Origin of the sequence: Paractinoplanes brasiliensis (assembly GCF_004362215.1) — a bacterium.
GTDB classification, from domain to species: Bacteria; Actinomycetota; Actinomycetes; order Mycobacteriales; family Micromonosporaceae; genus Actinoplanes; species Actinoplanes brasiliensis.
In genome coordinates this window covers 7,105,744-7,129,098 of the sequence record NZ_SNWR01000001.1, presented here as the reverse complement: position 1 = coordinate 7,129,098, position 23,355 = coordinate 7,105,744, and the positions used below count along the sequence as shown (strand labels likewise).

Genomic DNA, 23,355 nt, shown 5'->3' with positions numbered 1-23,355 from the left:
CGGTCAGCGAAAGACGAGGCCGCCGCCGACCTCGAGGACCTGGCCGGTGAGCGCGCCCGAACCGTCCGAGACCAGAAGGCGTACGGTGGCCACCACGTCCTCGGGGACCAGCGCGCGCGGCAGAGCCTGGGAGGCCACGATCGGGGCGTGGGCCTGCTCGTCACGGCCCGCGGCCAGTTCGACCTCGCCCTCGGTGCGGATCGCGCCCGGTGAGAGCGCGTTGACCGTGATGCCGTACGGGCCGAGCGCGCGGGCCAGCGAGCGGGTGAGGCCGATCAGGGCGGCCTTGCTCGACACGTACGCGGGGCCGGAGGGGCCGCCGAGGCGCACGGTCGGCGAGACGACGTTGACGATGCGGCCCCATCCCCGTTCGGCCATGCCCACGCTGAGCGCCTGGGTCAGCAGCATCGGCGCGGTGACGTTGACCGCGAACGTCTGCTGCCACTCGGACAGCGGCAGCGTCGGGAAGTCCACGTTCGACGCCTTGGCCGCGTTGTTGATCAGCACGTCGACCGGACCCGCACGATCGGCCAGGTCGCGGACGGCGCCGGGGTCGGCCAGGTCGGCGTCGAGCAGGGTGGTCTCGGCGCCCAGGTCACGGCAGAGGCTCGCGACACCCTCGGCCTCCTCGGCCGCCGCGAGGTGATGCAACACGAGCCTGCACCCGGGCCGAGCAAGCCCGACGGCGATGGCCGCCCCGATTCCGCGCCGCGCCCCGGTGATCAGAATCCGCTGCCCCATGCCGGTCACCCTAAGCCGTCGACCGCCAAAACGGGACGTGGCCGAGCGGCCCGCCGGCGCTGGGTCGCTCGGCCACGCCGGCTCGGTCGTGAGCACTCACTCACGAGGGCAGCCGGCCACGGTAGGCGGCGAGAGGTAGGTGAGCCCTGACTCACGAGGGCGGCCGGCCCGAGTCGGCGGCGAAGATGGGAGTAGTCACTCACTGGACACGGTGACCGCGCGAGTGTCGGGGCGGAGCGTCGCCAGGGCCGGCGTTTCCAAGAGCTCGGGCGCCCGCGTCGACGGGACGGGGCGGGTCGAGAGCCAGCAACCCGCGGCGACCAGGGCGAAACCGGCGAGTGTGCTCAGGCCGAAGCTTTCGTTGAGCAGCGCGACGCCGAGCAGGACGGCGACGACCGGGTTCACATATGTGACCAGGCCCGCCCGGGTGGAGCCGACCGCGCCGATCAGCTGGTAGAAGGCCAGCAGCGCCAGGGCGGTGCAGAACAGGCCGAGCGTGGCCAGCGACGCCCAGGCCTCCACGCGTACGGGATGGGAAGGCAGTGTGAAAACGGCGAACGGCAGCAGAAGGACGGTGGTGATGCCGGTCGTCGCCCCGACCAGTGATTCGGTCGGCACGTCGGCGAGGCGGCGCTGCACGAGCATGGTGGCGACGGCGTAGCTGAGCGCCGCGACCAGCACCATGCCGGCGCCGAGCAGGCCGAGGCGGTCGCCGGACAGGTCGAGGCCGACGAGCAGGGCCACGCCGCCGAAGCCGAGCATCAGGCCGGCCACGCGGATCGGGGTGAGCCGTTCCGAGCGGGACATGAGCAAGGCGATCGCGACCGGTTCGACGGCGATGAGCAGGCCGGTCAGCGACGAGCTGATGTGTGTCTCGCCGTACGTGATCAGCAGGAACGGGCCGAGGATGTGCACGACCGCCAGCACGGTCACCCAGCCCATGCGGCCGCGCAGCCTTGCCAGCGAGCCACGGGCGGCGGCGATCGGCAGCAGCACGAGCGCGGCGATCGCGACGCGGCCGAACACGACCAGCATCGGCGACAGGTCCTCGATGGCGACCTTGATCAGGAAGTAGGGGATGCCCCAGAGCACCGAGACGGTGAGGAAGAGAAGCCAGGCGCGTCGATTCACCCCTTGACCCTCTCCCCGTACGGTCGTAAGCGGTAGTAGTGAGTTGGTGAAGCCGTAGTAAGCTCGGCTTATGATCGACGTTCGCCGCGTGACGGTTCTTCGCGAGGTGGCCCGGCTCGGCAGCTTCAACCAGGCCGCCGCCGCGCTGATGCTGACCCCGTCCGCGGTGTCGCAGCAGATCAGCGCGCTCGAACGGGAGCTGGGCGGCACGGCCGTGGTGCAGCGCAGCACGCGCGGGGTGACGTTGACGGCGGCGGGCCGGGTGCTGGTCGACGCGGGCGACGCCATCGCCGCCGAGTTGTCGCAGGCCGAGCGCGAGATCGCCCGTCTCGGCACCCCCGCCGGCCTGACCGTGGCCACGTTCACCAGCGGCGGTCAGCGCCTGCTGCCCCCGGCGCTGACCCGGTTCGCGGAGGAGCGCCCCGGCGTCGAGCTCACCGTTCTCGAAAACGATCCCCCCGACGCGCTTCCCCTCGTGCGTTCCGGCGCAGCCGACCTCGCTCTCGTCTATCACTTCGACGACCTTCCCCCCGTACGCCCGGGGGACCGTTCCGGAATGACGTGGACGCCCCTGCTCGACGACCCCATGTGGATCGTGCTGCCCGAGGGTCATCGCCTGGCCGGGCGCGAGTCGGTGACGGTCGCCGAGCTCGCCGGGGAGCGCTGGGTCCACGGCTGCCTCGAGATCGTCGACATGCTGGACCACTACGCGGCGCTGGCGGGTTTCGAGATCCGCACGGCCTGCCGCGGCACGGATTACGTCTTCGCCCAGTCGCTGGTGCGGGCCGGGGTGGGCATCAGCATGATCCCGCAGGTGGCCCTGACCGCCGCCCCGGGTGGCCTCGCGATGGTGCCACTGGCGCCGCCGTGCCCGTGCCGCTACATCGGCATCGTCACGCCGCAGCGCCGCCGGCCCAACCCGCTGGCCGACGCCCTGGTCCACGCCCTGCGCGAGACGGTGGCCGCGCTACCCGCCCCGCACTTCACGGCGGCACGCGTCCCGGCTTCGACGTGACCTGCAGTTCCGGGCGGAACGCGAGCCGGTTCGGCCGAAACCTGCAGCCCCACCGGAGTTCTCGGATGGGGGCGTGCGCAACCGATCAACCGGCGGGCTCAGTACAGTTCCAGCGTCGGATCGGGTTGTGAAGGACGGAAAGTTCGGATGACGGGCGAAGCGGTAACGACCGCCGGGGTGGATGCCGAGCGGTTGGCGGTGTGTCTGGCGGTGATCGCCGAGGTGGAAGCTCTCCCGCCGGAGCATCCCGACGCCGTGGCGGTGCGGCGGGCCACCGCGAGCCTGTTCAAGACGGTCAAGCACCAGCGCCGACGGGAGCGCCGCGAGGCGATCCTGGCCAACGACCGCGCGGTCACCGAGGCCACCGCGACCGGGGCGCCGGGGCGCATCGACGACGAGACGGCGGGAATCCCGCTGCGCAGCACGGCCCGGGCCGCCACGGCGGGGGTGCTGCACCAGGCCCGCGGCTGTTACGTGTGCAAGCAGCGCTACACGCAGGTCGACGCTTTCTATCACCAGCTCTGCCCGGAGTGCGCGGTCACCAACCACGCCCGCCGGGACGCCCGCACCGACCTGACCGGGCGGCGGGCCCTGCTCACCGGCGGCCGCGCCAAGATCGGGATGTACATCGCGCTGCGCCTGCTGCGCGACGGGGCCGACCTGACGATCACCACACGGTTCCCGCACGACGCGGTCCGGCGGTTCACGGCCATGCCTGACAGCGCGGAGTGGCTGCACCGGCTGCGGGTGGTCGGGCTCGACCTGCGCGACCCGGCCCAGGTGGTGGGCCTGGCCGACTCGGTGGCGGCGCGCGGGCACCTCGACATCATCATCAACAACGCGGCACAGACCGTACGGCGGACACCCGGCTCGTACGCGGCGATCGCGGCCGCCGAGTCGGAGTCGCTGCCGAACGGGCCCCTGCCCGAGCTGGAGTATTTCGGCACCGCCGGGGTCTCGCCGGCCGCCGCCCTGACCACGGGCGCGCCGGTGCTGACGCCGCAGCAGATCACCGAGATGGCGCTGACCGCCCGCTCGGTCGCTATCGACGCGGGTGGGCTGGTGCCCGACACCACGCCGACCAACAGCTGGAGCGACCGGGTGCACGAGGTCGACCCGCTGGAGCTGCTGGAGGTGCAGCTCTGCAACGTGACGGCGCCGTTCGTGCTGGTCAGCCGGTTGCGGTCGGCGATGAAGCTGTCACCGTTCAAGCGCAAGTACGTGGTGAACGTGTCGGCCATGGAGGGCATCTTCAACCGCGGCTACAAGGGCGCCGGGCACCCGCACACCAACATGGCCAAGGCGGCGCTGAACATGCTGACCCGCACCAGCGCGGCCGACATGTTCACCGACGGCATCCTGATGACCAGCGTGGACACCGGCTGGATCACCGACGAGCGCCCCCACCCGACCAAGATGCGCCTGGCCGAGGAGGGTTTCCACGCCCCGCTCGACCTGGTGGACGGCGCGGCCCGGGTGTACGACCCGATCGTGCGCGGCGAGGCGGGTGAGGACCTGTACGGGGTTTTCCTGAAGGACTACGCGCCGGTCGCCTGGTAGGACGCGGACGAGCCACGACCCGGGAGGGCCGTGGCTCGTCGTGTCACTGGCGCCGTCAGACGACGGGGCGGTCGGCCCGGCCGCCGTCCCGGTCGTTGTCCCGGTCCCGGTCACGGTCACGGTCCCCGTCGCGGTCACGGTCCCCGTCGCGGTCACGGTCGCGGTCACGGTCGCGGTCGCGGTCGCGGTCCCAGTCGCGGTCACGGTCACGGTCACGGTCACGGTCCCCGTCACGGTCACGGTCCCAGTCGCGGTCACGTCCACGGTCGCCGTGGTGGTCGCGGTCGCGGTGGTCACGGTCGCGGTCGAACCACGGACGGCCGGGACCGCGGTGACGGTCGTGGAAGTGCCACGGACGGTCCCAGCTGACCTCGAGAGCAAACGTGCGACGCCCGACCCGGTCGCAGTCGAAGCTGTCCCACCGGCCGAAGCGCTCGCCGATGCGGCCCGCAACGACGCACGCGCCGAAGCTGCGGTAGTAGCCGACGACGCGGTCGCGGCGGTTGTCCTGGGTGGCGCTGGCCGTCTTGGACGTGCCGGCATCACTCGTGACGGCCGCCACGGCCGGACCGGCACCCATCGTGACGCCCGCAATCAGGCCGAGGCCGCTCACTGTCAGCATCCGGGCAAAACGGTTCATATCACACCTTCTCTAGACAAAACGCTATGTCGAGAGAAGGACATCACGGGCACCGAATGTAACGGGTCGATTTCGGAGCGTGTACCTCGTTAGGGGCGCAGCACGGCACGAACAGCCGATCCTGACTCAGGGAAACGGTTGATCATGCTAGAGATGACGCTCCCGCGGGCAACGGCCGCGCCAAGACGGATCACGGCTCGTCGGGCAGGGCCAGGTAGGCCGAGCGCAGGACGTCGACGATCGGCCGCCCGCCGTCGGTCAGTGGCGGCGGGTCGAGCTGGTCGAGCAGCGCGTCGGGCCTGGTCATGGCGCCGGGCCGGCCGCCGGCGGGCACGGCCGCGGGCACCGCGGGGCCCCAGAAGTCCGCCACGTCGCCCAACTGCTCCCCCAGGTCAGCGCCGGAAGAGGACGGGCCGGGCGAGGCCGGGCCGCCGGGACGGGCCGACGCCGGGGCGGAAGCGGCGCTCACCGCGAGGGTGCTGCGGAGTTCCCGCAGGTGGGAGAGCAACTCGTCGCGCCCTCGGCCACGCCAGGCGAACGCGCCGAACGGGTCCTCCTGGAAGCTGCGCGCCAGCGCGTAACAGGTGGCGGCCAGGTGGATGCACGGCATCGGCCACCGTTCGCACGAGCAGTCCATCGCGACCTCGTCGAGCGACAAGGGCACCAGGCTCAGCCCGGCCGCCGCGAAGACGTCGCCTATGCCTGCGGGCATCCGCCCGTCGAGCAGCTGGGCCGTGAAGCGCGCTTCTTTGGCCAACGCCGCCTCGAGAGCCGCCCACTCCGAGGCCCCGAACGCCCGTACGGCTATTCGCGCCCGGACGGCACGAGGGTCCTCGGGCCCGCGTACCTGCGCGACGACCAGGCTCGACGAGATGGTCAGGCTGCGCACATGCCCGGCCCGTTCGTCGCGGCGGCCACGAGCGAACGTCGGCCCCATCCGCAACGACTCGAACGTGCCCAGAAAGGCGACCGGCAGCTCAGTCACGACGGCCCCCGGAAGCACAAACCAGCAGCTCAGGCACGACGACCCCCGGAAACGCAGGTCGGTAGCTCAGTCGCGGACGGCCCCGCAGGAAAGGCAAACAGCTCAGTCAACGATGGCCTCCGGGGCGAGGGTGAGCAGGTCACGCAGCTCGGTGGTGGACAACGCGGTCAGCCAGCCCTCGCCGTTGCCGACGACGCGCGCGGCCAGCACCCCCTTGTCGGCCAGCAGCCGGTCGATGCGTTCCTCGAGCGTGCCCAGGCAGACCAGCGTGTGCACCCGCACGTCGCGCTGCTGCCCGATGCGGAACGCGCGGTCGGTCGCCTGTTCCTCGGTGGCCGGGTTCCACCAGCGGTCGATGTGCACGACGTGGTTGGCCGCGGTGAGGTTCAGGCCCGTGCCGCCGGCCTTCAACGACAGCACGAAGACGCCCGGACGCTCGTCGGACTGGAACTCGGCGACCATCTCGTCGCGAGCTGTGCGGGAGGTGCCGCCGTGCAGGAAGCGGACCGGCGCATCGAACCGGGCCGCCAGGTGCGGGGTCAGCATCGCCCCGAACTTGGCGAACTGGGTGAAGCACAGCACGCTCTCGCCCTGGGCCAGCGCGCCGTCGACGATTTCCTCGAGGCGTTCCAGTTTGCCGGAGCGGCCGGGCAGGGGCGAGCCGTCACCGAGCAGCAGCGCCGGGTGCACGCAGGCCTGTTTGAGCTTGGTCATGCCGGCCAGCACGATGCCCTTGTTCCAGCGGTCGGTGCTCTCGTCGAGCCGCGTGGTCATCTCGTCGAGGATCGCGCGATAGAGGGTGGTCTGCTCGCCGGTGAGGCCGCACAGGTGGCGTACGTGCTGCTTGTCGGGCAGGTCGCTGATCACGACCGGGTCGGACTTGACGCGGCGCAGCAGGAACGGCCGGGTGGCCTGACGCAGCCGGGCGGCCGCGTCCTCGTCGGCGTACCGCTCGATCGGCACCGCGAAGCGGGCGCGGAACGTGTGGGCCGACGCCAGCACGCCGGGGTTGAGGTAGTCGAGGATCGACCACAGCTCGGCCAGCCGGTTTTCCACGGGGGTGCCGGTGAGCGCGATCCGCATGCGCGACGGGAAGCGCCGGATGGCCCGCGCCGCCTCGCCGGCGCTGTTCTTCACGTGCTGCGCCTCGTCGAGCACGACCCTGTCCCAGTGCACGGCGGCCAGCTGGTCGGCGTCGCGGACGGCCGTGGAGTACGTCGTCAGCACGATGTCGGCGTCGGGATCGATCACCCGCTCGCTGCCGTGCACCACCTGCACCCGCAGCGACGGCGCGAACGTGGCTGTCTCACGCTGCCAGTTGCCGAGCACCGACAGCGGGCAGATCAGCAGCGCCGGCCCCGAGCGCTTGTGCAGCAGCAGGGCGAGCAGCTGCACGGTCTTGCCCAGGCCCATGTCGTCGGCCAGGCACGCGCCGAGGCCGAGCTGGTCGAGGAAGGCCAGCCACGAGAAACCCCGGCGCTGGTAGGCCCGCAGTTCGCCGCGCAGCCCGGCGGGCGGGTCGAGCAGTTCGAGCCGGTGCTCGAGCTCGCCCGAGAGCAGGTCGGCCGCCCACCCGGCGCCGCTGGTGGCGGTGACCGGCAGCGGCAGTTCCTCGGGCGGCAGCAGTTTGATCGTGCGCAGCGCCATGCCGACTGTCATCGTGCCGCCGCCGCGCGCCAGGAAGCGGAGCCCGGCGTCGAGCCGGTCGGCGTCGAGCCAGACCCAGCGGCCCCGCAGCTTGACCAGCGGAACCTTGGCCCGGGCCAGGTCGGTCAGTTCCTCGCTGGTCAGCATGCGCCCGCCGAGGGCGAGCCCCCAGTCGTAGTCGACGAGGTGGGCCAGGTCGGCCGTCCGGTCGCGCAGCACGGCGGGGATCGGGTCGCGGGGACGCAGGTTGAGGCCGAGCCCGAGGCCGGGTTTCTCCTGCCACCAGGACGGCAGCAGGACGCCGTAGCCGGCCTCTTCGAGGGTGGCGGCGTGGGTCAGGAACCGGTGGGCTTCCTCGGTGTCGAGCACCATGTCGACGGGGCGGGGCACGTGCAGCGCGGCGTCGAGGTCGGGATGGAGGCGGGCGGCCCGGCCGAGCGCGCCGAGCAGGCGTTCCTGCGGGTGGCTGGTCCAGCGGCGCAGCGGGGCGTAGCTGTCGCGCCAGATGTCGGCCGCGGTGACCAGGGCGCTGGGCTCGTCGACGGCCTGCAGCAGGAACTCGAGCAGCCAGGCGTCGCGGGGCGGGGCGGCGGACGCGGCGGGGTTGACCGCATCGGGCTGGTCGGGTTCGACCTCGGCCAGGTGGCTGAGGCGGAAGCACAGCCGGACGGCGGCGCCGGTGAGGGCGCTGGTGTGCCACCGGTCGAGGCGGTCGGCCAGCTCGTCGGCGAGCGCGGGGGCGGCCGGGAACTCGGGATCGCCGGTGAGCGCGGCCAGCCAGCCGTCGCCGAGGCGCACGCCGGCCTCGGCCAGACGAGTGCGGACCAGGCCGTCGACGAGGCGGTCGAGGGCGGCGGCCAGCGCGTCCTCGGCGGGCAGGCCGGCGACGTCGCCGGGGCGGGCGCGTTCGGCGCGGGCGGCGGCGGGCAGGCGGCGCAGCAGGTCGTCGCGGTGGACGGCGTCGAAGCCGGTGAGCACGGGCCGCCAGCGGGCGGTCGGGCCGTGCGGGTGCACGACGGGCAGCACGCGACCGCGGCGCACCAGGTCGGCCGCGAACTCGCAGAGCTCGACGGCCCACTCGACCGAGCGGCCGAGCCGCCCGTCGAACTCGGCGGCGACCTCGGCGTCGAGGAACGGCACGACGACGGCCGGCACCTGCCAGGCCCGCAACCTGGGAGTGCCGCGGCGGGGCGGCAGGCCGAGCTGCGGCGACGGCAGCGGGCCGGCGCTCGTGGAGGGCAGCAGCAGCGTGGCCGTCCGCTGCTCCCCCACGGGCAGCCGCGAAGAGGGCAGGGCGAACGGATGCCCAGGCCCACCGGTGGGTGCCCCCTCACCCCACACGGTGAGAGCCCCGTCGCGGCCGACGAAGGCGTGCAGCACCCGCACCTCGGCCGCGACCAGGGAGCTCATCGCACCTCCCACGCGATCACCGGGGGCCGGACGCGGGCGCACACGGGGTCGCCGAACCCGTCGGTGAGGGGAAGGGAGGCGGTCAGCACCCCGGCGCCCTCGTGGGCCTCGCGCAGCGCGGCGGTCGGCACGTCGCCGAACATCAGCTTGGCCCGGCGGAACATCTGGAAGTCGGCTCCGTGGACGTTGCCCCAGCTCAGATAGAGGAAACGGGCGCCCGGCCGGCCGTGCACGAACGGCCCGCCCACGTCGAGCAACTCGTCGACCTCGCGTGAGGTGATCTCGAACTCCCAGGTGGCCGACTCGGCCCACGCCGGGAAGAGCGAGACCACCGCACGGTCGCGCTGCACCCCCACGTGCACGCCCGCCAGGCGCAACGCGTCGGCCTGACCACCGGGGCGGGCGGCGGGCAGGTCGCGTCCCTCGATCCGGATCCTCACGCTGAGAACCCTAGTCGGGGGGTCCGACAAACTCAGCGGGCGTTGTCGCGGACCCAGGCGTCGAGCAGGCCGCCGAAGTGGGCGAAGAACTTCTCGTGCTCGTGCACCGGGTACGTGGCGCGAACCGTCTCGCGTAAAAGGGACCGGAACTCGTCGGAGGTGACCCAGTCGTACACGATCTCGTCGACGTTGCCGAGGTAGCGGTCGCAGAACTCGGCGTACCGGTCGGCCTCGAAGTAGTCGTCGGCGAGCTTGCGGTATCCGGCGAGTTTTTCGGCGTACGAGAGGGAAGGGTTGTCCCCGATCGCGAAGTAGGCCGACGTGTCGGTGTCCAGCCGGGGTTTGCGGCCGGTCACGACGCAGAACACCGACCAGCGCATCAGCGCGGCCATCGCCCACGGGAAGTAGTAGTGCAGGGAGGTCAGGGCCACGTCGGGGCAGGCGTTGGCGTAGTCGATGGGGTGCACGTCGGAGCCGCGCACCAGCGACTCGCACGAGTTGAACTCCCAGCGGAAGAACGCGTTGACCAGCCGCGAGATGGTGACCACCTCGTCGCCCTGCTCGGCGCCGAGGAAACCGTGGTCGACCTCGTACCGGGCGTGCATGGGCTGCTCGGGGCGGAACTTCATGACCATCGTCTCGGGGCCGATGGTCAGCGACCGGGCGAACACGTCGTAGTCCTCGACGGAGGCCTGCAGGTGCATCAGGCGCTCGCCCGAGGCGTCGTACGCGGCGTGCAGCTCGTCCGGATTGCGGATCTTGGAGACGCCGACCCAGGCGCCCCCGTCGTACGGCTTCATGAACATCGGATAGCCCACCTGCGCCGCCGTCGCGTCGAGGTCGAACGCCTGGTTGTAGCGGGCCGCCGTGTACGCGTACCGGCTGTTGTCCAGGGGATTCTTGTACGGCACCAGGACCGTCTCGGGCACCTTGAGGCCGAGCCGCATCATCGCGCAGTAGGCGGCGTGCTTCTCCATCGACTGGAACGTGAACGGGCTGTTCAGCAGGTACACGTCGTCCATCAGCGCGATCTTCTTGAGCCATTCGCGCGGGTGGTAGTACCAGTAGGCCAGCCGGTCGATGACCAGTTCGTGGCGGGGCTTGTAGCGCAGGTTGAACGGCTCGATGGTGACCCGCTCGGACAGCACGCGGTGGGTCCGGCCGTCCGGCCCGCTCACCGTCCCCAGCCGGCGCACCAGGGCCTCGAAGGCCCGTGGCCAGTCGTCTTCCGTTCCCAGTAGAAGTCCGATGGTGTGTTCGACGTCCGCCACGGTGCCTCCCGGTGTTTCAGGGCCAGACTCGTCTCAGCAGGGATGTCAGGTGCGGGTCGAGGGCGTCGCGCCACGCCGGCCAGTCGTGACCGCCCTCGATCTGCGCGAAGGTGACCGGATAACCCTGCCCGCGCAGGGCCTCGGCCATGCTCCGGTTGTTGGCGAGGTTCTCCTCGAGCCTGCCGCAGGTGAACGTGGTCGGCACGGCGGGACCGCGCCCGGCCCGCAGCACCCGCCCTGTCCAGCGCACGATCGGCAGGTAGCGCCCGAACCCCGACTCGTGGCGGTCGAAGCGCGGCTGAAAGAAGCTGCCCGACTGCAGGAACAGCCCGGCGAAGGGCTCGGGGTGCCGGCGCTGGCAGTGCAGCAGGGCCAGCGCGCCCAGGCTGGCGCCGATCGCGACCACGGGACGGCCGCCCGACAGGCGCTCGGTCAGACGGGGCAAGATCTCGAGACCAAGACCCCGGGCGTACGCGGGGAGGGCCGCATACCATTCGAAACGGTTCCCGGCCGGCAGCAACACGACGTGACAGGGTTCGATGCGGCCCGCGCAGATCGACGCGGCGGCGTACCGGGCCAGGTCGGCGTGCTTGTCGTAGTCGGGACCGTCATGAGCGACCAGCACCCTGCCGGTGGCCTCGGCCGGTGACCAGACCCGGGCGCTCAGCTCGGCCCGTACGGCTTTCACGGGCAGCTCGAGCGTCGACCACGACCCGGCCGCGGCGGGCAGCGTCCACCAATCGGGGTCACGCCTGGCCTCCATGAAGGCACACTAACCGCCGTTCCGGGCAGCCGCGCGCCTTTGCCGGGCAGGTGGCGTCAGGGCGTGTAGGTCTGGCTCGACGACGAGGGAGGCAGCCCGAACATCTCGGCCAGGCCGGTGACGCGCAGCTGCCGGTGCACGAACTCGCTCGGATTGCGCAGCAGGAACCGGGTGCCGGTCTCGCGGGCCGCGTTGTGCCCCGAGACCAGCGCGCCGATGCCCTGGGAATCCATGAACGTCACGAACGTCAGGTCGACGATCAGCGTCAGCGGGCGCTCGCGCTGCAGGGTGCCGAGCAGGGCTTCCTGCAACGCCCCCACCGTCGCGGCGTCGAGGCTTCCGCGGACATCGACGACGATCGCGCCGTCCGCCTGGCGTCGCGTCGTCATCACCGCCTCGCCCACCGCCGAACCTCCGTCACCTGGGGCTGTCTGGCCACCGTACCTCTGGTTTCAGTCTCCTCGCAGGCTGCCGCCTGTTTCCACTGCCACAGCGGACACCCGGTGCGCGCTGTGCCCTCCGGAGCATGTCGAACCTGCCCGATCTCGCTGTCCGGTTGCGGAGTGACCTGTCGTATGCCCAAAGTCACATAGGCGGGATCAGAGGCGGGAGGAGTGAGCATGGCCACGACTTCGGGACGGCCGGGCATCTTTGCGGTGCGCGACGTCCGGTCCCTCATCACCGAGACGGCCGAGGAGGGCCACGGTCTCAAGAAGGCGGTCGGCGCCACGCACCTGACCGCGATGGGTGTCGGCGCGATCATCGGCACCGGCATCTTCGTGGTGATCGGCGAGGGGGCCGGCATCGCCGGGCCCGCGGTCATCCTGTCGTTCGTGCTGGCCGCGGTGGCCTGCGTGTTCTCGGCGCTGTCCTACGCGGAGCTGGCGTCGTCGATCCCGGTCGCGGGCAGCGCGTACACCTACACGTACGCCACCATGGGCGAACTGGTCGCCTGGATCATCGGGTGGGACCTGATCCTCGAGTACGGCGTCTCGGTCGCGGCCATCGCCGTCGGCTGGGGCGGCAACCTCAACGCGTTCCTCGACTCCGCGTTCGGGGTGGCGCTGCCCGACGCGATCGCGAAGTCGCCCGAGGACGGCGGCGTGTTCAACCTGCCGGCCGTCCTGGTGGTCCTGGCCATCACGTTCCTGCTGATCCGCGGCGTGACCGAGAGCGCCCGGGTCAACCTGGTGATGGTTGCGGTCAAGCTGCTCGTCCTGCTGTTCTTCATCATCGTGGCGTTCGCGAACTTCGGCACCGGCAACTTCCAGCCGTTCGCCCCCGAGGGAGTGGACGGGGTGACCGCGGCCGCGGCGGTGATCTTCTTCGCCTACATCGGCTTCGACGCGGTCTCGACCGGCAGCGAGGAGGCCAAGAAGCCCGCCCGCGACCTGCCCCTGGCCATCATCGGCTCGCTGGTCGTCTGCACGATCTTCTACGTGCTGACCGCGACCGCCGCGATCGGCATCGCCTCGCCCGAGACGCTCGAGGGCAGCGACGCGCCGCTGGCGGCCGCGCTCGACGAGGGCGCGGGGATCAGCTGGGCGGCCGCGATCCTCGCGCTCGGCGCGGTCGTCGCCATCACCAGCGTGGTGCTGGTCATCATGTACGGCCAGACCCGCATCTTCTTCGCCATGTGCCGCGACGGCCTGCTCCCCCAGCGCCTGGCCAAGGTCAACCAGCGGTACGGCACCCCCGCCCGGCTGACCCTGGTGCTCGGCGTGCTCATCTCGATCCTGGCGGCGCTGATCCCGCTCAGCGAGATCGTCAAGCTCGTCAACATCGGCACGCTGTTCGCGTTCGTGCTGGTCAACGTCGGAGTCATCGTGCTGCGGCGCACCCGGCCGGACATGCCTCGCCCGTACCGGGTGCCGTGGTCGCCGGTGCTGCCGCTGCTGGGCATCGCCTTCGCCGTCTATCTGATGAGCGACCTGCCGTGGGACACCTGGGTCCGGTTCGTGGTCTGGCTGGCGATCGGCGTGCTCATCTACTGGCTGTACGGCTACAAGAACTCCCGCCTGCGCCGCGACCCGGACGGGACCCCGGGATGGGCCCGCTCGCCCGAGGAGGGTGATCCGCGATGACGGGGCCGGTGATCGTGGGCGTCGACGGTGGCACGGCCGCCGCCGACGCGCTGACCCTGGGACGCTGGTTCGCCGAGGCGCTCGGTGCGCCGCTCGTCGTCGCCGTCGTGCATCCTGCGCCGGCCGCGCTCGGCTCGGGGCGGGTCGACGCCGAGTGGGTGGCCGACCGGCATCGCGCCGCTCAGCGGGTGCTCGACGACGCCCGTAAGGCCCTGGAGGGCGTACGGGGGGAAGTGGCCTTTCGCATGGCCTCGTCGTCGTCGGCCGCCCATGGCCTGCACGACCTGGCCGAGGAGACCCATGCGCAGATGCTGGTGATCGGCTCGGGACGGCACGCCACCCGGGAACGCCTGATGGCTGGGAGCACGGCCGAGCGGCTGCTCGCCGGCAGCGTCTGCCCGGTCGCCATCGCCCCGGCCGCGATGCCCGCCCCGCCCGCCGAGCAGCGCCGTGTCGGCGTGGCCTACGTGGACACACCGGACGGCCGGACCGCCCTCAACGCCGCGGCGGAGATGGCCCGCCGCGGCGGCGACACGCTGAAGCTCTACACCGTGGTCGCCGCGGGGGACGCCGCACTGCCGTTCCTCATCGGCGACGACATCGAGCGGGCCTTCCTCGACACCGCCCGCGAGACGTACGAGCTGTCGCTGCGCCGGGCGGCCGAGTCGGTCCCCGACGTCACGACCGAATGGCAGATCGTGGCCGGGGACGTCGTCGACGCGCTGGCCGACCTGACCGACGTCGACGTGCTGTACTGCGGCTCCCGCGGCTACGGCCCGGCCCGGCGGGTGCTGCTGGGCGGGGTCTCGACCCGGCTGATCCGGCGCGCGTGCCGCCCCTTGGTGGTGGTGCCGCGCAGCGGTTAGCCGGCGCGGTGCCGTCCGCCTCCAGCCTGCACTGCCACCGAGGTCGGCTCCTCAGCGGCACGCTTGTCCCACGGCGAGATCTGCGGGTGCGCCTCCTCGGCGTGCAGGTCCTGCATCGGCACGTAGACGCGGGCGTCCACCGCCTCGGCCAGCAGGAGCGCGGCCACCATGGCGGTCGGGCGCTCGGCCGGGTCGCGGTTGAGGCAGCGCGACACCAGGTCCTCCACCTCGAGTGGCAGCTTGTCGATCTCGGGCAGCGGGTCGGGGTCGCGGTAGCGCTGGGCGTAGACCAGCTCTGTCGGCGACTCGGCCCGCCACGGCAGGCGCCCGCTGATGCACTGGTGCAGCAGGGTACCCAGCGCGAACATGTCGCTGGCCGGGGTCGGCGGCACCCCTTCGAAAAGCTCGGGCGCCACGTACGCCGGGGTGCCCATCACCGGCAGCTCGGGATCGGGATCCGGGGTTCCGGCCGAGGCCGCGATGCCGAAGTCGAGCACCTTGGCGCCGGACGGGGTGAGCATGACGTTCGCGGGTTTGATGTCGCGGTGCACGATCAGCTCGGCGTGCGCGGCGGCCAGCGCGGCGGCGACCTCGGCGCAGATCCGCACCCCGATCCGCCAGTCGAGCGGCCCCGCGGCCAGATGGGCGCTCAGCGTCTGCCCCTCGACCAGCTCCATCACGATGTACGGCACCTCACGCGCGGACGATTCCGACCGTGAGGTGCCGAAGTCGTGCACGCCGGCCACGTTCGGGTGCGCCAGCTTCGCGGCCGAGCGGGCCTCCGTCCGTACGAGGTCGACACTCGCGGCGTCGCCCAGCGTGCCCTCCAGCGAAGGTCCCATGATCTTGACCGCCACCGGACGGTCGAGCACCCGGTCGTGGCCCCGCCACACCTCGGACATGCCGCCGACACCGATGCGCCGCACAAGCTCGTAACGGCCGCCCAGCATCCGCATGTACCGAACCTCCTGATCAGATCCTCGGATGGCTCTACCCTCCGACGCCCCTGCGGAAACGCTGTACTCGGCCACTGTATGGAGATACAGTCCCCGTCGTGACGCGCTACGGACCGATGTACGGCCCCGAGATCACCTTCCTTGGCGTACCCGCCTGCGACTGGCAGGAGCCGGAGACGTACGCGGACGCCGACGTCGTGATCCTCGGCGCGCCCTTCGACGGCGGCACCTCCCATCGGCCCGGCGCCCGATTCGGACCGCAGGTCATCCGGGGCACCGACTACCTGCCCCACGACGGGTCCCGCCCCCACCTGGCGATGCGGGTGGACGCGCTGGGCGGCGACCTGACCGTGAAGGACGCCGGCGACCTCGAGGTCTTCAGCGGCGACATCCAGCGCAGCTGCGACACCATCGAGGACGCGGTCGCCCACGTCACGGCGCACGGCGCGATCCCGCTGATCCTCGGCGGCGACCACACCATCACCTGGCCCGACGTTACCGGCGTGGCCCGGCACCACGGCGCCGGCCGGATCTCGGTCATCCACTTCGACGCGCACGCCGACACCGGGGACATCGAGTTCGGGTCGCTCTACGGCCACGGTCAGCCCATGCGCCGCCTGATCGAGTCGGGCGCCGTACGGGGGGACCGCTTCCTGCAACTGGGCCTGCGTGGCTATTGGCCCGGTCCCGAGACCCTCGACTGGATGGCCGACCAGGGCATGAACTCGTTCCACATGAGCGAGATCGTCCACCGCGGCCTCGACGCCGTGCTCGACCACGCGTTCCGGATCGCGCTGGACGACTGCGACGGCGTCTTCCTCTCGGTCGACATCGACGTCTGCGACCCCGCCCACGCCCCCGGCACAGGCACCCCCGAACCGGGCGGGCTCACCGCGCGGCAACTGCTCGACAGCGTCTCGCGGATCTGCCACGAATTACCCGTAGTAGGCATGGATATTGTCGAGGTGGCGCCTCCGTTCGACCACGCCGACATCACCGCCATGCTCGGCAACCGGGTCGTGCTGGAAGCGCTGTCGGGCATGGCGCGCCGCCGCAAAGACGCAGGTGGACCGCCGTGGAACAAGACCACGCCGCTGCTCGCGGGCCGCGGTTCGCAGCCCCCGCTGAGCGCCCGCGAGACCCCGCCGTCGCTGTCCGCACGCGATCGTCAGCGCTCCCTGCCACCCGCGGAGTCGTGACAGACAGTCGCGGTTGCGCACTTGTTCCGGCCTGACCAGCCACGCAGCATGCCTTGCATGTCCCCCGACACGGCACTCTCCCCGTACCAGCAGATCGCGGCCGAGCTGAGACATCAGATCTTCACCGGCAGCCTGGGCGTGGGCGCGAAGCTCCCGTCCGAGCACACCCTCGCCGGCGAGCACCGGGTTGCCCGTACGACCGTGCAGTCCGCTCTGCGCGTGCTGCGCACCGAAGGCCTGATCTCGTCACGCAAGGGCGCCGGCAACTTCGTCACCACCCTCGCCGTCATCGACGCGCACCGCTGCCCCGCCCGCATCGAACTCGACCACCAGCAGGTGGGCTGGCTGAGCCGGCTGCCCCGCCCGGCCCACGGCCTCGACCGGGTGCTGCACTGCGAACTCGAACACCCGCACGAGGGCCCGCACGCCGGGCTGGGCCAGCACGCGGCCGGCACCGGCTGGTGGGTGCAGTGGACGCTGTCGGCCTCCGAGATCAACGCGATCCCCCACTGCGCGGCCGTGCGCACGCCCTCCCAGCAGGACGACAACCACTGCCTGCTCTACTGCGACCACCCCGGACGCCACCTGTACGGCAGTGACTACAGCTGAAGCGCCTTCGTGTACCGCCGGCAGGGCACCCGGATCCCCGACGCCGTGTGGTCGAAGGCCCCCTCATCCGTCCAGCCCTCCCGCTCGTAGAACCGCCGCGCCCGAGCGTTGCCCGGCACCACCGCGAGCCACGCCACCCGATGCCCGGCCGCCGCGACCTGCCGTTCCGCCTCGGCCAGCAGCACACGGGCCACGCCGCCGCCGCGGAACGCCGCGTCCACGTAGACCTGCTCGACCTCGTCGGCGACCACCATCACGAACCCGGCCACCTCGTCGCCTTCGACCGCCACGGTGGTCCCGCTGATCCGCTCGGCGGCCCGAGCCCGGAACGTGCCGGGGGTTCGAACCCGGGTCAACGCGTCCGGGACGTTGCCGAGATGCCCGTCGCGCCAGCCCGCCTCCCAGATCCGGGCGATGGCGGGCGCGTCGCCGGGCCGGGCCGGGCGCAACCGCGGTGGCCGCTCGGCCGGGATCTCATCGTGGGAGGCCGCACCCGACCGCGTCGGCCGCTCGGCCGGGGCCCCATCGTCACGGACCACACCCAACCGCGTCGGCCGCTCGACCGAGGCCCCATCGTCACGAGCCACACCCAACCGCGTCGGCCGCTCGACCGAGGCCCCATCGTCACGAGCCACACCCAACCGCCCCGGCCGCTCGGCCGAGGCCCCATCGTCGCGGACCGCACCCGATTGCGGCTGTCGGCCGGTCAGGGACTGGAGGGCGTCGGTCAGCAGGGCTTCCGCCGTGTGCCGATCGACCGCCGGGTCGCCGAGGACCACCGGCAGCGCCAGACCGTCGATCAGCGCGAGCGCCTGCCGGGCGACTGCTTCCGGATCCCCTACGAGGGTGGTGAGCTCGGCGGTCAGCAGCTCACGCCAGCGGGTGTGGTCGGCGAGCACGTCGACCCGCAGCTCCGGGTCGCGCAGCGCCCACCGCCACGACTCGACCCAGACCCGCCACGACGTGTCACTGCCGACGGCGCCGGTGAGGTGGGTGGCGATCAGCAGAACGCGGCGCCAGGGGACGGTCTCGCCGGCCAGCCGGACGGCGACCTCGTCGAAGTCGGCGCGGGCGGAATGCCGGAAGACGGCCCGGAGCATGTCCTCCCGGCTGCCGAAGAAGTACTGCAGCGTGGAGACCCCGACGCCGGTCGCCGCGGTCACATCGGAGAACCGTGTCGCATCGGCGCCCCGCTCAGCCACCACGATGCGGGCGGCGGCGAGGATCTCGGGGTGTTTGTGCTCCGCACGCCGCTGGTCCCGCACTGCGCATGTCTATCACGGGTCCCGCCGCGCTTCTGCCCCTCGATGGACGGCTCGTTTACCACCCCTCACACACCGCGTGTTGCCCCCTGTGCGGATCGCACGCCGTCATCGTGAGGGCGTGCGGTCCAATGACGACACCAAGGAGTCACGGCGTCTCACGTTCCGTGTTCGGCCACCACGGAACGTGACGAGCCCCACGGCCGTTCCGATTACCCGCCGTCCGACATTTTCTTGACGGCGCAACATTATGCCGAGAATTAACCGCACATTAAGTGCCACTTCCCCGGCACGGGATTTCGATCGCTTGTGGATCTGACCGATTGTTGCCAGGAGATTACGTTCGGAATACACGGCGATATACACGCGGGACTCATCGATCCGGCGCCGGCCGCTCGACCTCCCCAATTAGGTCGCGAGCGAGCATACAGGCCGAACCCGCCCCACAGTGCCCCGCCCTCGCCCCGCCCTCGCCGCGCCCCTCGCCCCGCCCTCGCCCCGCCCCTCGCCCCGCCCCTCGCCCCGCCTCGGATGGGAGCGCACCCATCGAGCTGACCAGCGCCGACATCCACCTCGAACCGGCCCCGGCGCCCGGCAGACCGCCGTCGTCGTCCTCTCCGCTGGGGACGGTTCCGCGAAGCCGCCTGTGGATAACTCATCGGGCGTTCGCAGGCGTGGGATGCTGCGTGTGGACAACGCGCCAGGGTCGGCTTGACAGCCCTTACGGTGGTGGTGGCCCCCGGGGAGGGTGGGCCCGGCTGAGAGGCGTAAACGGTGGATCATGGGGTCGACCTGCGGCGGCTGGTGGGGCGGGCCTGCGACCTGATCGCGATGCCGTCCACGTCGGAGCGGCCGGATGAGCTGCGGCGGGCACTCGAGTTCGTGCTCGACGAGGTGGGGCCCAGGTTCGCCGTACGGAGGTTCCTGTCGAACGGCAAGCCCAGCGCTCTCGTGCACCGGCCGGGGGACGAACACTTCCGGGTCGTTCTCAACGCCCACCTCGACGTCGTTCCGGCGCTGCCCGAGCAGTTCGTGCCGCGGGTCGAGGGCGACCGCCTCTACGGCCGCGGCGCGCAGGACATGAAGGTCGCGGCGCTGGTCATGGCCGATGTGTTCCGGCGGCTGGCGCCCACGCTCGACGTTCCGGTCGCCCTGCAGCTGGTCACCGACGAGGAGGTGGGCGGCGCCGACGGGACAGCCCATCAGATCGCCCAGGGCGTACGGGCCGATTTTGTGGTCATCGGCGAGCAGAGCGGGCTGCGGGTGGTGAACGAGTCGCGCGGGCTTGCTCACGTGCGGCTCACCGCGAAGGGGCGGGCGGCCCACGCGGCGTACCCGTGGCTCGGCGAGAATGCGCTGGTCAGAGTCGTCGAGGCGATCAACGCGCTGCTGCGCCGCTATCCGGTTCCGGACACTGAGGTGTGGCGCACGACGGTGAACGTGGCCCGCGTGGACACGCCGAATGCCGCCGTCAACCAGGTGCCTGACGCGGCGAGCGCGTGGCTGGACATCCGCTTCCCGGCCGGTGACGACGACTGGCGCAGCGCGGAGCGGATCGAGGCCCGGCTCGGCGAGCTCACGGGCGTGACGGCCCAGGTCGAGGCGCTGGGCCACCCCCATCACGCCGACCCTCGGAGCGTGGAGGTCAAGCTGTTGCGGCAGGCCGCGCGCGACGCCGGGTTCGCGGGCACGCTGCTGGCCAAGCACGGCGCCGCCGACGGCCGGCATTACACGGCGGCCGGCGTGGACGCGGTGATCTTCGGGCCGGGCGGGGACGGGCAGCACGGGGCGAGCGAGTATGCCGACCTGACGACGCTCATCCCGTACGGGAAGGCCTTGGGTCTCTTCCTGCGGAGCCTCAGTCCTCGTTGGCCAGCAGGAGCCAGCGGACCCGACGGACCAGCTCGGCCGGGTTGAACGGCTTGACCAGGTAGTCGTCGGCGCCGACGGTCAGGCCGAGGTCGATGTCGACCTGGCGGGAGTGGCCGCTGAGCATGAGCACGGGGATCTGCGCGGTGTCGGCCGAGGAGTGCAGCTCGTAGCAGACGCTGAGGCCGTCGAGGCCGGGCATCGACACGTCGAGGATCACCATGTCGGGCTGCTCGGTGACCACCTGGCGCAGCGCGGAGGCCCCGTCCTCGGCCGTGATCACCCGGTAGCCGGCCGCGACCAGCTTCGAGGTGATCAGATCCCGTACGTCCACGTCGTCGTCGGCGACCAGGACGGTCGGCTCGGTGATGCCGGTCACCCAGTCCGCGACGGGCGCGGAGTGGCCGGCTGCGGGCGCCATGACCGTGGGAATGATGGAAACCGCTGCTCCGACCATGTGCTCTCGCTCCTGAACCCTCGTGGTCTGTGTCGAAGGGCATCATCGGCGGCAGCCGGGGAGGTTCCAGGAGATCACGGGGTGCACGACGGGTGCAGGCCGGTTGATCCCGCGGATGAGAATGGCGGAGCCGCTCCTTGTGGGAGGGACTCCGCCACCGACGGTGCTGCCGTTTACCGCGAACACCTGGCGTCGGTTGCCAAGCTAGACGAGCACGGTCGATCCCCAGGCGTCCGGCCCCGGCAATCGTGATTACGCTAACATCGCCGGCTACCTGCGGTAACGCGTCAGATCAGCTCCGTGCGCAGGTCGTGTGCGCCGTCGGCCCGGGTGGCCTCGTAGTAGATCCGCCGGCGGCCGCCGGGCAGCGTGATCAGGCTGAGGTAGCGCAGGCCGTTGGGGGCGTACGGGCTGCCCAGCGGCTCGCGGGCCTCGGCGGTGAGCTCGCCGAAGCTGCCGTCGGCCAGGCGCTTGCCGCGGGCCACGCCGGTGCGCTCCTCCCAGTTCTCCCCGGCGGTCGCGCGGCCGTCGTAGGCGACGCTGATCTCGTCGCCGTCGACCTGCACCGACGACACCCGTACGCCGCGGGCGTCCCACTCCCCCGGCCGGGGCGCGAGCACCGTGCCGCGCCACGTCCAGTGCACGCCGTCCGGGCCGGTGGCGTACCCGGTGGTCATGCGGTCGGCGTCGTCCCAGCTCTCCAGCGGGTGCACCGAGGCCCACAGGTGCCACCCGTACGCGTCGTGGTGCAGCACCGGGTCCTTGACGCCGGCCGTCTCGTCACCGGCCAGCACCACCCGCGGCACGGCCGTGGCCAGGCCCTCGGGCGTCGCCGCCTCGAGCAGCTCGACCCGCCAGTGCTTGGTGCCGGGGGTGGCCGCGCTGATGTAGAGCCGCCAGCGGCCGTCGTCCGTGCGCACCAGGGCGGGCCGTTCCAGCGACTCGGCGCCGAACTGCTCCTTGGTCACCTCGGCGACGGTCTCGAACCTCACGCCGTCGGACGAGCGGGCCACCACGTTGGCGATGCCGCGACCCTCGCCGATCGGCAGACGCAGGCGGTACGCCAGGTAGACGTGGCCGTCGGCGACGATCGAGCTGGGCGCGCCCGACCAGGCGCCGGGCTCGTCGCCGGGTGGGTCGACCACGACGGTGGAGTCGTCCCAGCGCGGCAACGGCAGGGTGAAGGTTCCCGTGGTCAAGGCGGCTCCTCGTCGAGTCGGCACGAACGACGTGCGAACAGTAACGGCACAAGTGTGCAATATCTATGGGGAAAGTGGGGATTAGGTCGCCGCGGCGTGTCGGTCGATCGAGAGCCAGTCGTCGTACGACTCTCCCGTCACCTCGGTCAGCAGAGCGATGTCGTCGGCGAACAGCGGCATCAGCGCGGCCCGCTCCTCGGGCGTGGTGACCGGGCGAGCGCCACGCCTGCGGTGCAGCAGGGTGAGCAGCGGCCCCCGGGCGGCCAGCCGCAGCGGAACCGGGAACCGGTGCCCGAAAGTACCCCCGCCGCGCAGGAGAAAGCGCAGAACCTGGTTCACGCCGTTGTGCTCGACGACGTGACTGTTCACGTTCTCCCGCGGGACGGCGGTCAGAACCCCGGCCGCGACGCCGAGGAACTCGCAGACGCGGTCGAGGGCGGCGGCGGGCTGATCCTTGAGCTCCTTGTACCGCATCAGCAGCACCTGCTCGCGCGGGAAGTGCTCGTACAGGTGGCGCACCTGCTCGCCGTACCGGCCCAGGCCCACGTAGTGCCAGAACGCGGCCCAGCCGGCCGCCACGCGCCGCGGCTCGGCCCGGCAGGCGGTGAGGAAGTCGGCCTCGGGCTCGAGCCCCGCGTTCCACAGGTGCGTCCAGTTCGAGTGGGCCCGGTCGACCGGGTCGCGCAGCAGCAGGATCAGCCGGGCCGACGGGATGAGCGCCTTGATCCGGGCGTGGGCGCCGAGATCGTGCAGATAGAACGGGGTCGCCTCGCCGAGCAGGGCGCCGGCCGGGGCCGGGTCGAACAGCGCCTCGTAGTCGGATTGCCGCCAGACGTGTTCCTGATAGGTCTGCACGTCGCCGGGACCGCCGCGGGCAGGCGGCGGTCCGTCCGACAGGAAGAACTTGGGCTCCTTGACCGAGGGCAGGAAGAGCTCGGGATGACCTGCGAGCGCCGCGTGCAGCGCGGTCGTGCCGGCCTTCGGCACGCCGGCGATCAGGAAGTCGGGAAGTGCCATATAAGTCCTCCTGTCGTGCGGAGACGTCGCGGAGCTGCGAGTTCTCGCTCGAAGTGAGACTTACCCTACAGATCTAGTAGGTATTCGCGCACCTGTCCCGTCATCGGGTCAGCAGCCGGCGCCACCACGCGGCCTTCCGGAATCGGGGGCACCGCTCGGGTCCGCACAGACCGCACTCAGTTCCTGACCGGTAGTGCTCATGGGCACTCTGCGCATGCCCGCAAACACACTGGG

At 71.6% G+C, this 23,355-nt stretch carries 21 protein-coding genes; 7 read left to right on the top strand and 14 right to left on the bottom strand.

What is annotated here, in order from left to right; genetic code table 11:
- Nucleotides 1-3: 3 nt before the first annotated feature.
- The gene (locus C8E87_RS31840) at nucleotides 4-741 is read right to left on the bottom strand and encodes an SDR family NAD(P)-dependent oxidoreductase (RefSeq protein ID WP_133876499.1); all 738 of its coding nucleotides are present in this window, start codon (nucleotides 739-741) and stop codon (nucleotides 4-6) included.
- Between the two features lie 195 nt (nucleotides 742-936).
- Complete coding sequence (locus C8E87_RS31835; RefSeq protein ID WP_133876498.1) at nucleotides 937-1,872, bottom strand: DMT family transporter; 936 nt, start codon at nucleotides 1,870-1,872, stop codon at nucleotides 937-939.
- Nucleotides 1,873-1,942: 70 nt separating this feature from the next.
- Between C8E87_RS31835 and C8E87_RS31830 the strand changes: the two genes are divergently transcribed.
- Entirely contained in the window at nucleotides 1,943-2,887 is a 945-nt protein-coding gene (locus tag C8E87_RS31830; protein ID WP_133876497.1) for a LysR family transcriptional regulator, read from the top strand.
- Between the two features lie 147 nt (nucleotides 2,888-3,034).
- On the top strand, nucleotides 3,035-4,447 hold the full coding sequence (locus C8E87_RS31825) for an SDR family NAD(P)-dependent oxidoreductase (RefSeq protein WP_133876496.1): 1,413 nt from the start codon (nucleotides 3,035-3,037) through the stop codon (nucleotides 4,445-4,447).
- A gap of 55 nt (nucleotides 4,448-4,502) precedes the next feature.
- Here C8E87_RS31825 and C8E87_RS44715 read toward each other — a convergent pair whose 3' ends face one another.
- The 7 genes from C8E87_RS44715 to C8E87_RS31790 all read right to left on the bottom strand — a co-directional run bounded on the left by C8E87_RS44715 (nucleotide 4,503) and on the right by C8E87_RS31790 (nucleotide 11,992).
- Nucleotides 4,503-5,087, bottom strand: a complete 585-nt coding sequence (locus C8E87_RS44715; RefSeq protein WP_203720867.1) for a hypothetical protein — start codon at nucleotides 5,085-5,087, stop codon at nucleotides 4,503-4,505.
- A 190-nt stretch (nucleotides 5,088-5,277) separates the two neighbouring features.
- Nucleotides 5,278-6,072, bottom strand: a complete 795-nt coding sequence (locus C8E87_RS31815) for an SWIM zinc finger family protein (RefSeq protein ID WP_133876495.1) — start codon at nucleotides 6,070-6,072, stop codon at nucleotides 5,278-5,280.
- A gap of 102 nt (nucleotides 6,073-6,174) precedes the next feature.
- Entirely contained in the window at nucleotides 6,175-9,129 is a 2,955-nt protein-coding gene (locus tag C8E87_RS31810) for a DEAD/DEAH box helicase (RefSeq protein ID WP_133876494.1), read from the bottom strand.
- A complete protein-coding gene (locus C8E87_RS31805; RefSeq protein WP_133876493.1) occupies nucleotides 9,126-9,569 on the bottom strand; it encodes a DUF5990 family protein in 444 nt (147 codons plus the stop codon). The genes C8E87_RS31810 and C8E87_RS31805 overlap by 4 nt, the downstream gene beginning before the upstream one ends.
- Nucleotides 9,570-9,601: 32 nt before the next feature.
- The gene (locus C8E87_RS31800) at nucleotides 9,602-10,840 is read right to left on the bottom strand and encodes an ATP-grasp domain-containing protein (RefSeq protein WP_133876492.1); all 1,239 of its coding nucleotides are present in this window, start codon (nucleotides 10,838-10,840) and stop codon (nucleotides 9,602-9,604) included.
- 16 nt (nucleotides 10,841-10,856) lie between these two features.
- Nucleotides 10,857-11,603: an alpha/beta hydrolase gene (locus tag C8E87_RS31795; protein ID WP_133876491.1), complete on the bottom strand. Its 747-nt coding sequence runs from the start codon at nucleotides 11,601-11,603 to the stop codon at nucleotides 10,857-10,859.
- A gap of 56 nt (nucleotides 11,604-11,659) precedes the next feature.
- On the bottom strand, nucleotides 11,660-11,992 hold the full coding sequence (locus C8E87_RS31790; protein WP_239080522.1) for an STAS domain-containing protein: 333 nt from the start codon (nucleotides 11,990-11,992) through the stop codon (nucleotides 11,660-11,662).
- A gap of 231 nt (nucleotides 11,993-12,223) precedes the next feature.
- Here C8E87_RS31790 and C8E87_RS31785 point away from each other — a divergent pair, with 231 nt between their 5' ends.
- Nucleotides 12,224-13,687, top strand: a complete 1,464-nt coding sequence (locus C8E87_RS31785; RefSeq protein ID WP_133876489.1) for an amino acid permease — start codon at nucleotides 12,224-12,226, stop codon at nucleotides 13,685-13,687.
- The gene (locus C8E87_RS31780) at nucleotides 13,684-14,553 is read left to right on the top strand and encodes a universal stress protein (RefSeq protein WP_133876488.1); all 870 of its coding nucleotides are present in this window, start codon (nucleotides 13,684-13,686) and stop codon (nucleotides 14,551-14,553) included. Before C8E87_RS31785 ends, C8E87_RS31780 begins: the two co-directional genes overlap by 4 nt.
- On the opposite strand, the gene C8E87_RS31775 is transcribed toward C8E87_RS31780, so the two are convergent.
- Entirely contained in the window at nucleotides 14,550-15,509 is a 960-nt protein-coding gene (locus C8E87_RS31775) for a serine/threonine-protein kinase (RefSeq protein WP_133876487.1), read from the bottom strand. The genes C8E87_RS31780 and C8E87_RS31775 overlap by 4 nt on opposite strands.
- 98 nt (nucleotides 15,510-15,607) lie before the next feature.
- Here C8E87_RS31775 and speB point away from each other — a divergent pair, with 98 nt between their 5' ends.
- Nucleotides 15,608-16,708: an agmatinase gene (gene speB, locus C8E87_RS31770; protein WP_133876486.1), complete on the top strand. Its 1,101-nt coding sequence runs from the start codon at nucleotides 15,608-15,610 to the stop codon at nucleotides 16,706-16,708.
- 57 nt (nucleotides 16,709-16,765) lie between these two features.
- Nucleotides 16,766-17,317, top strand: a complete 552-nt coding sequence (locus tag C8E87_RS31765) for a winged helix-turn-helix domain-containing protein (protein WP_133876485.1) — start codon at nucleotides 16,766-16,768, stop codon at nucleotides 17,315-17,317.
- On the opposite strand, the gene C8E87_RS45870 is transcribed toward C8E87_RS31765, so the two are convergent.
- Nucleotides 17,308-18,582 carry a GNAT family N-acetyltransferase gene (locus tag C8E87_RS45870; RefSeq protein WP_239080523.1) on the bottom strand — a complete coding sequence of 425 codons (1,275 nt, stop codon included), beginning with the start codon at nucleotides 18,580-18,582 and terminating at the stop codon, nucleotides 17,308-17,310. The two genes, C8E87_RS31765 and C8E87_RS45870, sit on opposite strands and share 10 nt — an antisense overlap.
- Nucleotides 18,583-19,353: 771 nt before the next feature.
- Between C8E87_RS45870 and C8E87_RS31750 the strand changes: the two genes are divergently transcribed.
- The gene (locus tag C8E87_RS31750) at nucleotides 19,354-20,496 is read left to right on the top strand and encodes a M20 family metallopeptidase (protein ID WP_239080524.1); all 1,143 of its coding nucleotides are present in this window, start codon (nucleotides 19,354-19,356) and stop codon (nucleotides 20,494-20,496) included.
- Here the strand turns inward: C8E87_RS31750 and C8E87_RS31745 are convergent.
- The 3 genes from C8E87_RS31745 to C8E87_RS31735 form a co-directional block, all read right to left on the bottom strand.
- Nucleotides 20,438-20,905: a response regulator transcription factor gene (locus C8E87_RS31745; RefSeq protein ID WP_133876484.1), complete on the bottom strand. Its 468-nt coding sequence runs from the start codon at nucleotides 20,903-20,905 to the stop codon at nucleotides 20,438-20,440. The genes C8E87_RS31750 and C8E87_RS31745 overlap by 59 nt on opposite strands.
- Nucleotides 20,906-21,192: 287 nt before the next feature.
- The gene (locus C8E87_RS31740) at nucleotides 21,193-22,104 is read right to left on the bottom strand and encodes a glycoside hydrolase family protein (RefSeq protein WP_133876483.1); all 912 of its coding nucleotides are present in this window, start codon (nucleotides 22,102-22,104) and stop codon (nucleotides 21,193-21,195) included.
- 81 nt (nucleotides 22,105-22,185) lie between these two features.
- Nucleotides 22,186-23,121, bottom strand: coding sequence for a sulfotransferase family protein (locus tag C8E87_RS31735; protein ID WP_133876482.1), 936 nt, complete (start codon nucleotides 23,119-23,121; stop codon nucleotides 22,186-22,188).
- Between the last annotated feature and the right edge of the window lie 234 nt (nucleotides 23,122-23,355).

What these genes read in the sequence shown, in the direction of transcription:
- C8E87_RS31810 (WP_133876494.1), bottom strand. Translation starts at nt 9,129, where the DNA reads ATGAGCTCCCTGGTCGCGGCCGAGGTGCGGGTGCTGCACGCCTTCGTC.
- C8E87_RS31735 (WP_133876482.1), bottom strand. Translation starts at nt 23,121, where the DNA reads ATGGCACTTCCCGACTTCCTGATCGCCGGCGTGCCGAAGGCCGGCACG.
- C8E87_RS44715 (WP_203720867.1), bottom strand. Translation starts at nt 5,087, where the DNA reads ATGAACCGTTTTGCCCGGATGCTGACAGTGAGCGGCCTCGGCCTGATT.
- C8E87_RS31785 (WP_133876489.1), top strand. Translation starts at nt 12,224, where the DNA reads ATGGCCACGACTTCGGGACGGCCGGGCATCTTTGCGGTGCGCGACGTC.
- C8E87_RS31790 (WP_239080522.1), bottom strand. Translation starts at nt 11,992, where the DNA reads ATGACGACGCGACGCCAGGCGGACGGCGCGATCGTCGTCGATGTCCGC.
- C8E87_RS31840 (WP_133876499.1), bottom strand. Translation starts at nt 741, where the DNA reads ATGGGGCAGCGGATTCTGATCACCGGGGCGCGGCGCGGAATCGGGGCG.
- C8E87_RS31830 (WP_133876497.1), top strand. Translation starts at nt 1,943, where the DNA reads ATGATCGACGTTCGCCGCGTGACGGTTCTTCGCGAGGTGGCCCGGCTC.
- C8E87_RS31765 (WP_133876485.1), top strand. Translation starts at nt 16,766, where the DNA reads ATGTCCCCCGACACGGCACTCTCCCCGTACCAGCAGATCGCGGCCGAG.
- C8E87_RS31745 (WP_133876484.1), bottom strand. Translation starts at nt 20,905, where the DNA reads ATGGTCGGAGCAGCGGTTTCCATCATTCCCACGGTCATGGCGCCCGCA.
- C8E87_RS31775 (WP_133876487.1), bottom strand. Translation starts at nt 15,509, where the DNA reads ATGCGGATGCTGGGCGGCCGTTACGAGCTTGTGCGGCGCATCGGTGTC.
- C8E87_RS31780 (WP_133876488.1), top strand. Translation starts at nt 13,684, where the DNA reads ATGACGGGGCCGGTGATCGTGGGCGTCGACGGTGGCACGGCCGCCGCC.
- C8E87_RS31795 (WP_133876491.1), bottom strand. Translation starts at nt 11,603, where the DNA reads ATGGAGGCCAGGCGTGACCCCGATTGGTGGACGCTGCCCGCCGCGGCC.
- C8E87_RS31825 (WP_133876496.1), top strand. Translation starts at nt 3,035, where the DNA reads ATGACGGGCGAAGCGGTAACGACCGCCGGGGTGGATGCCGAGCGGTTG.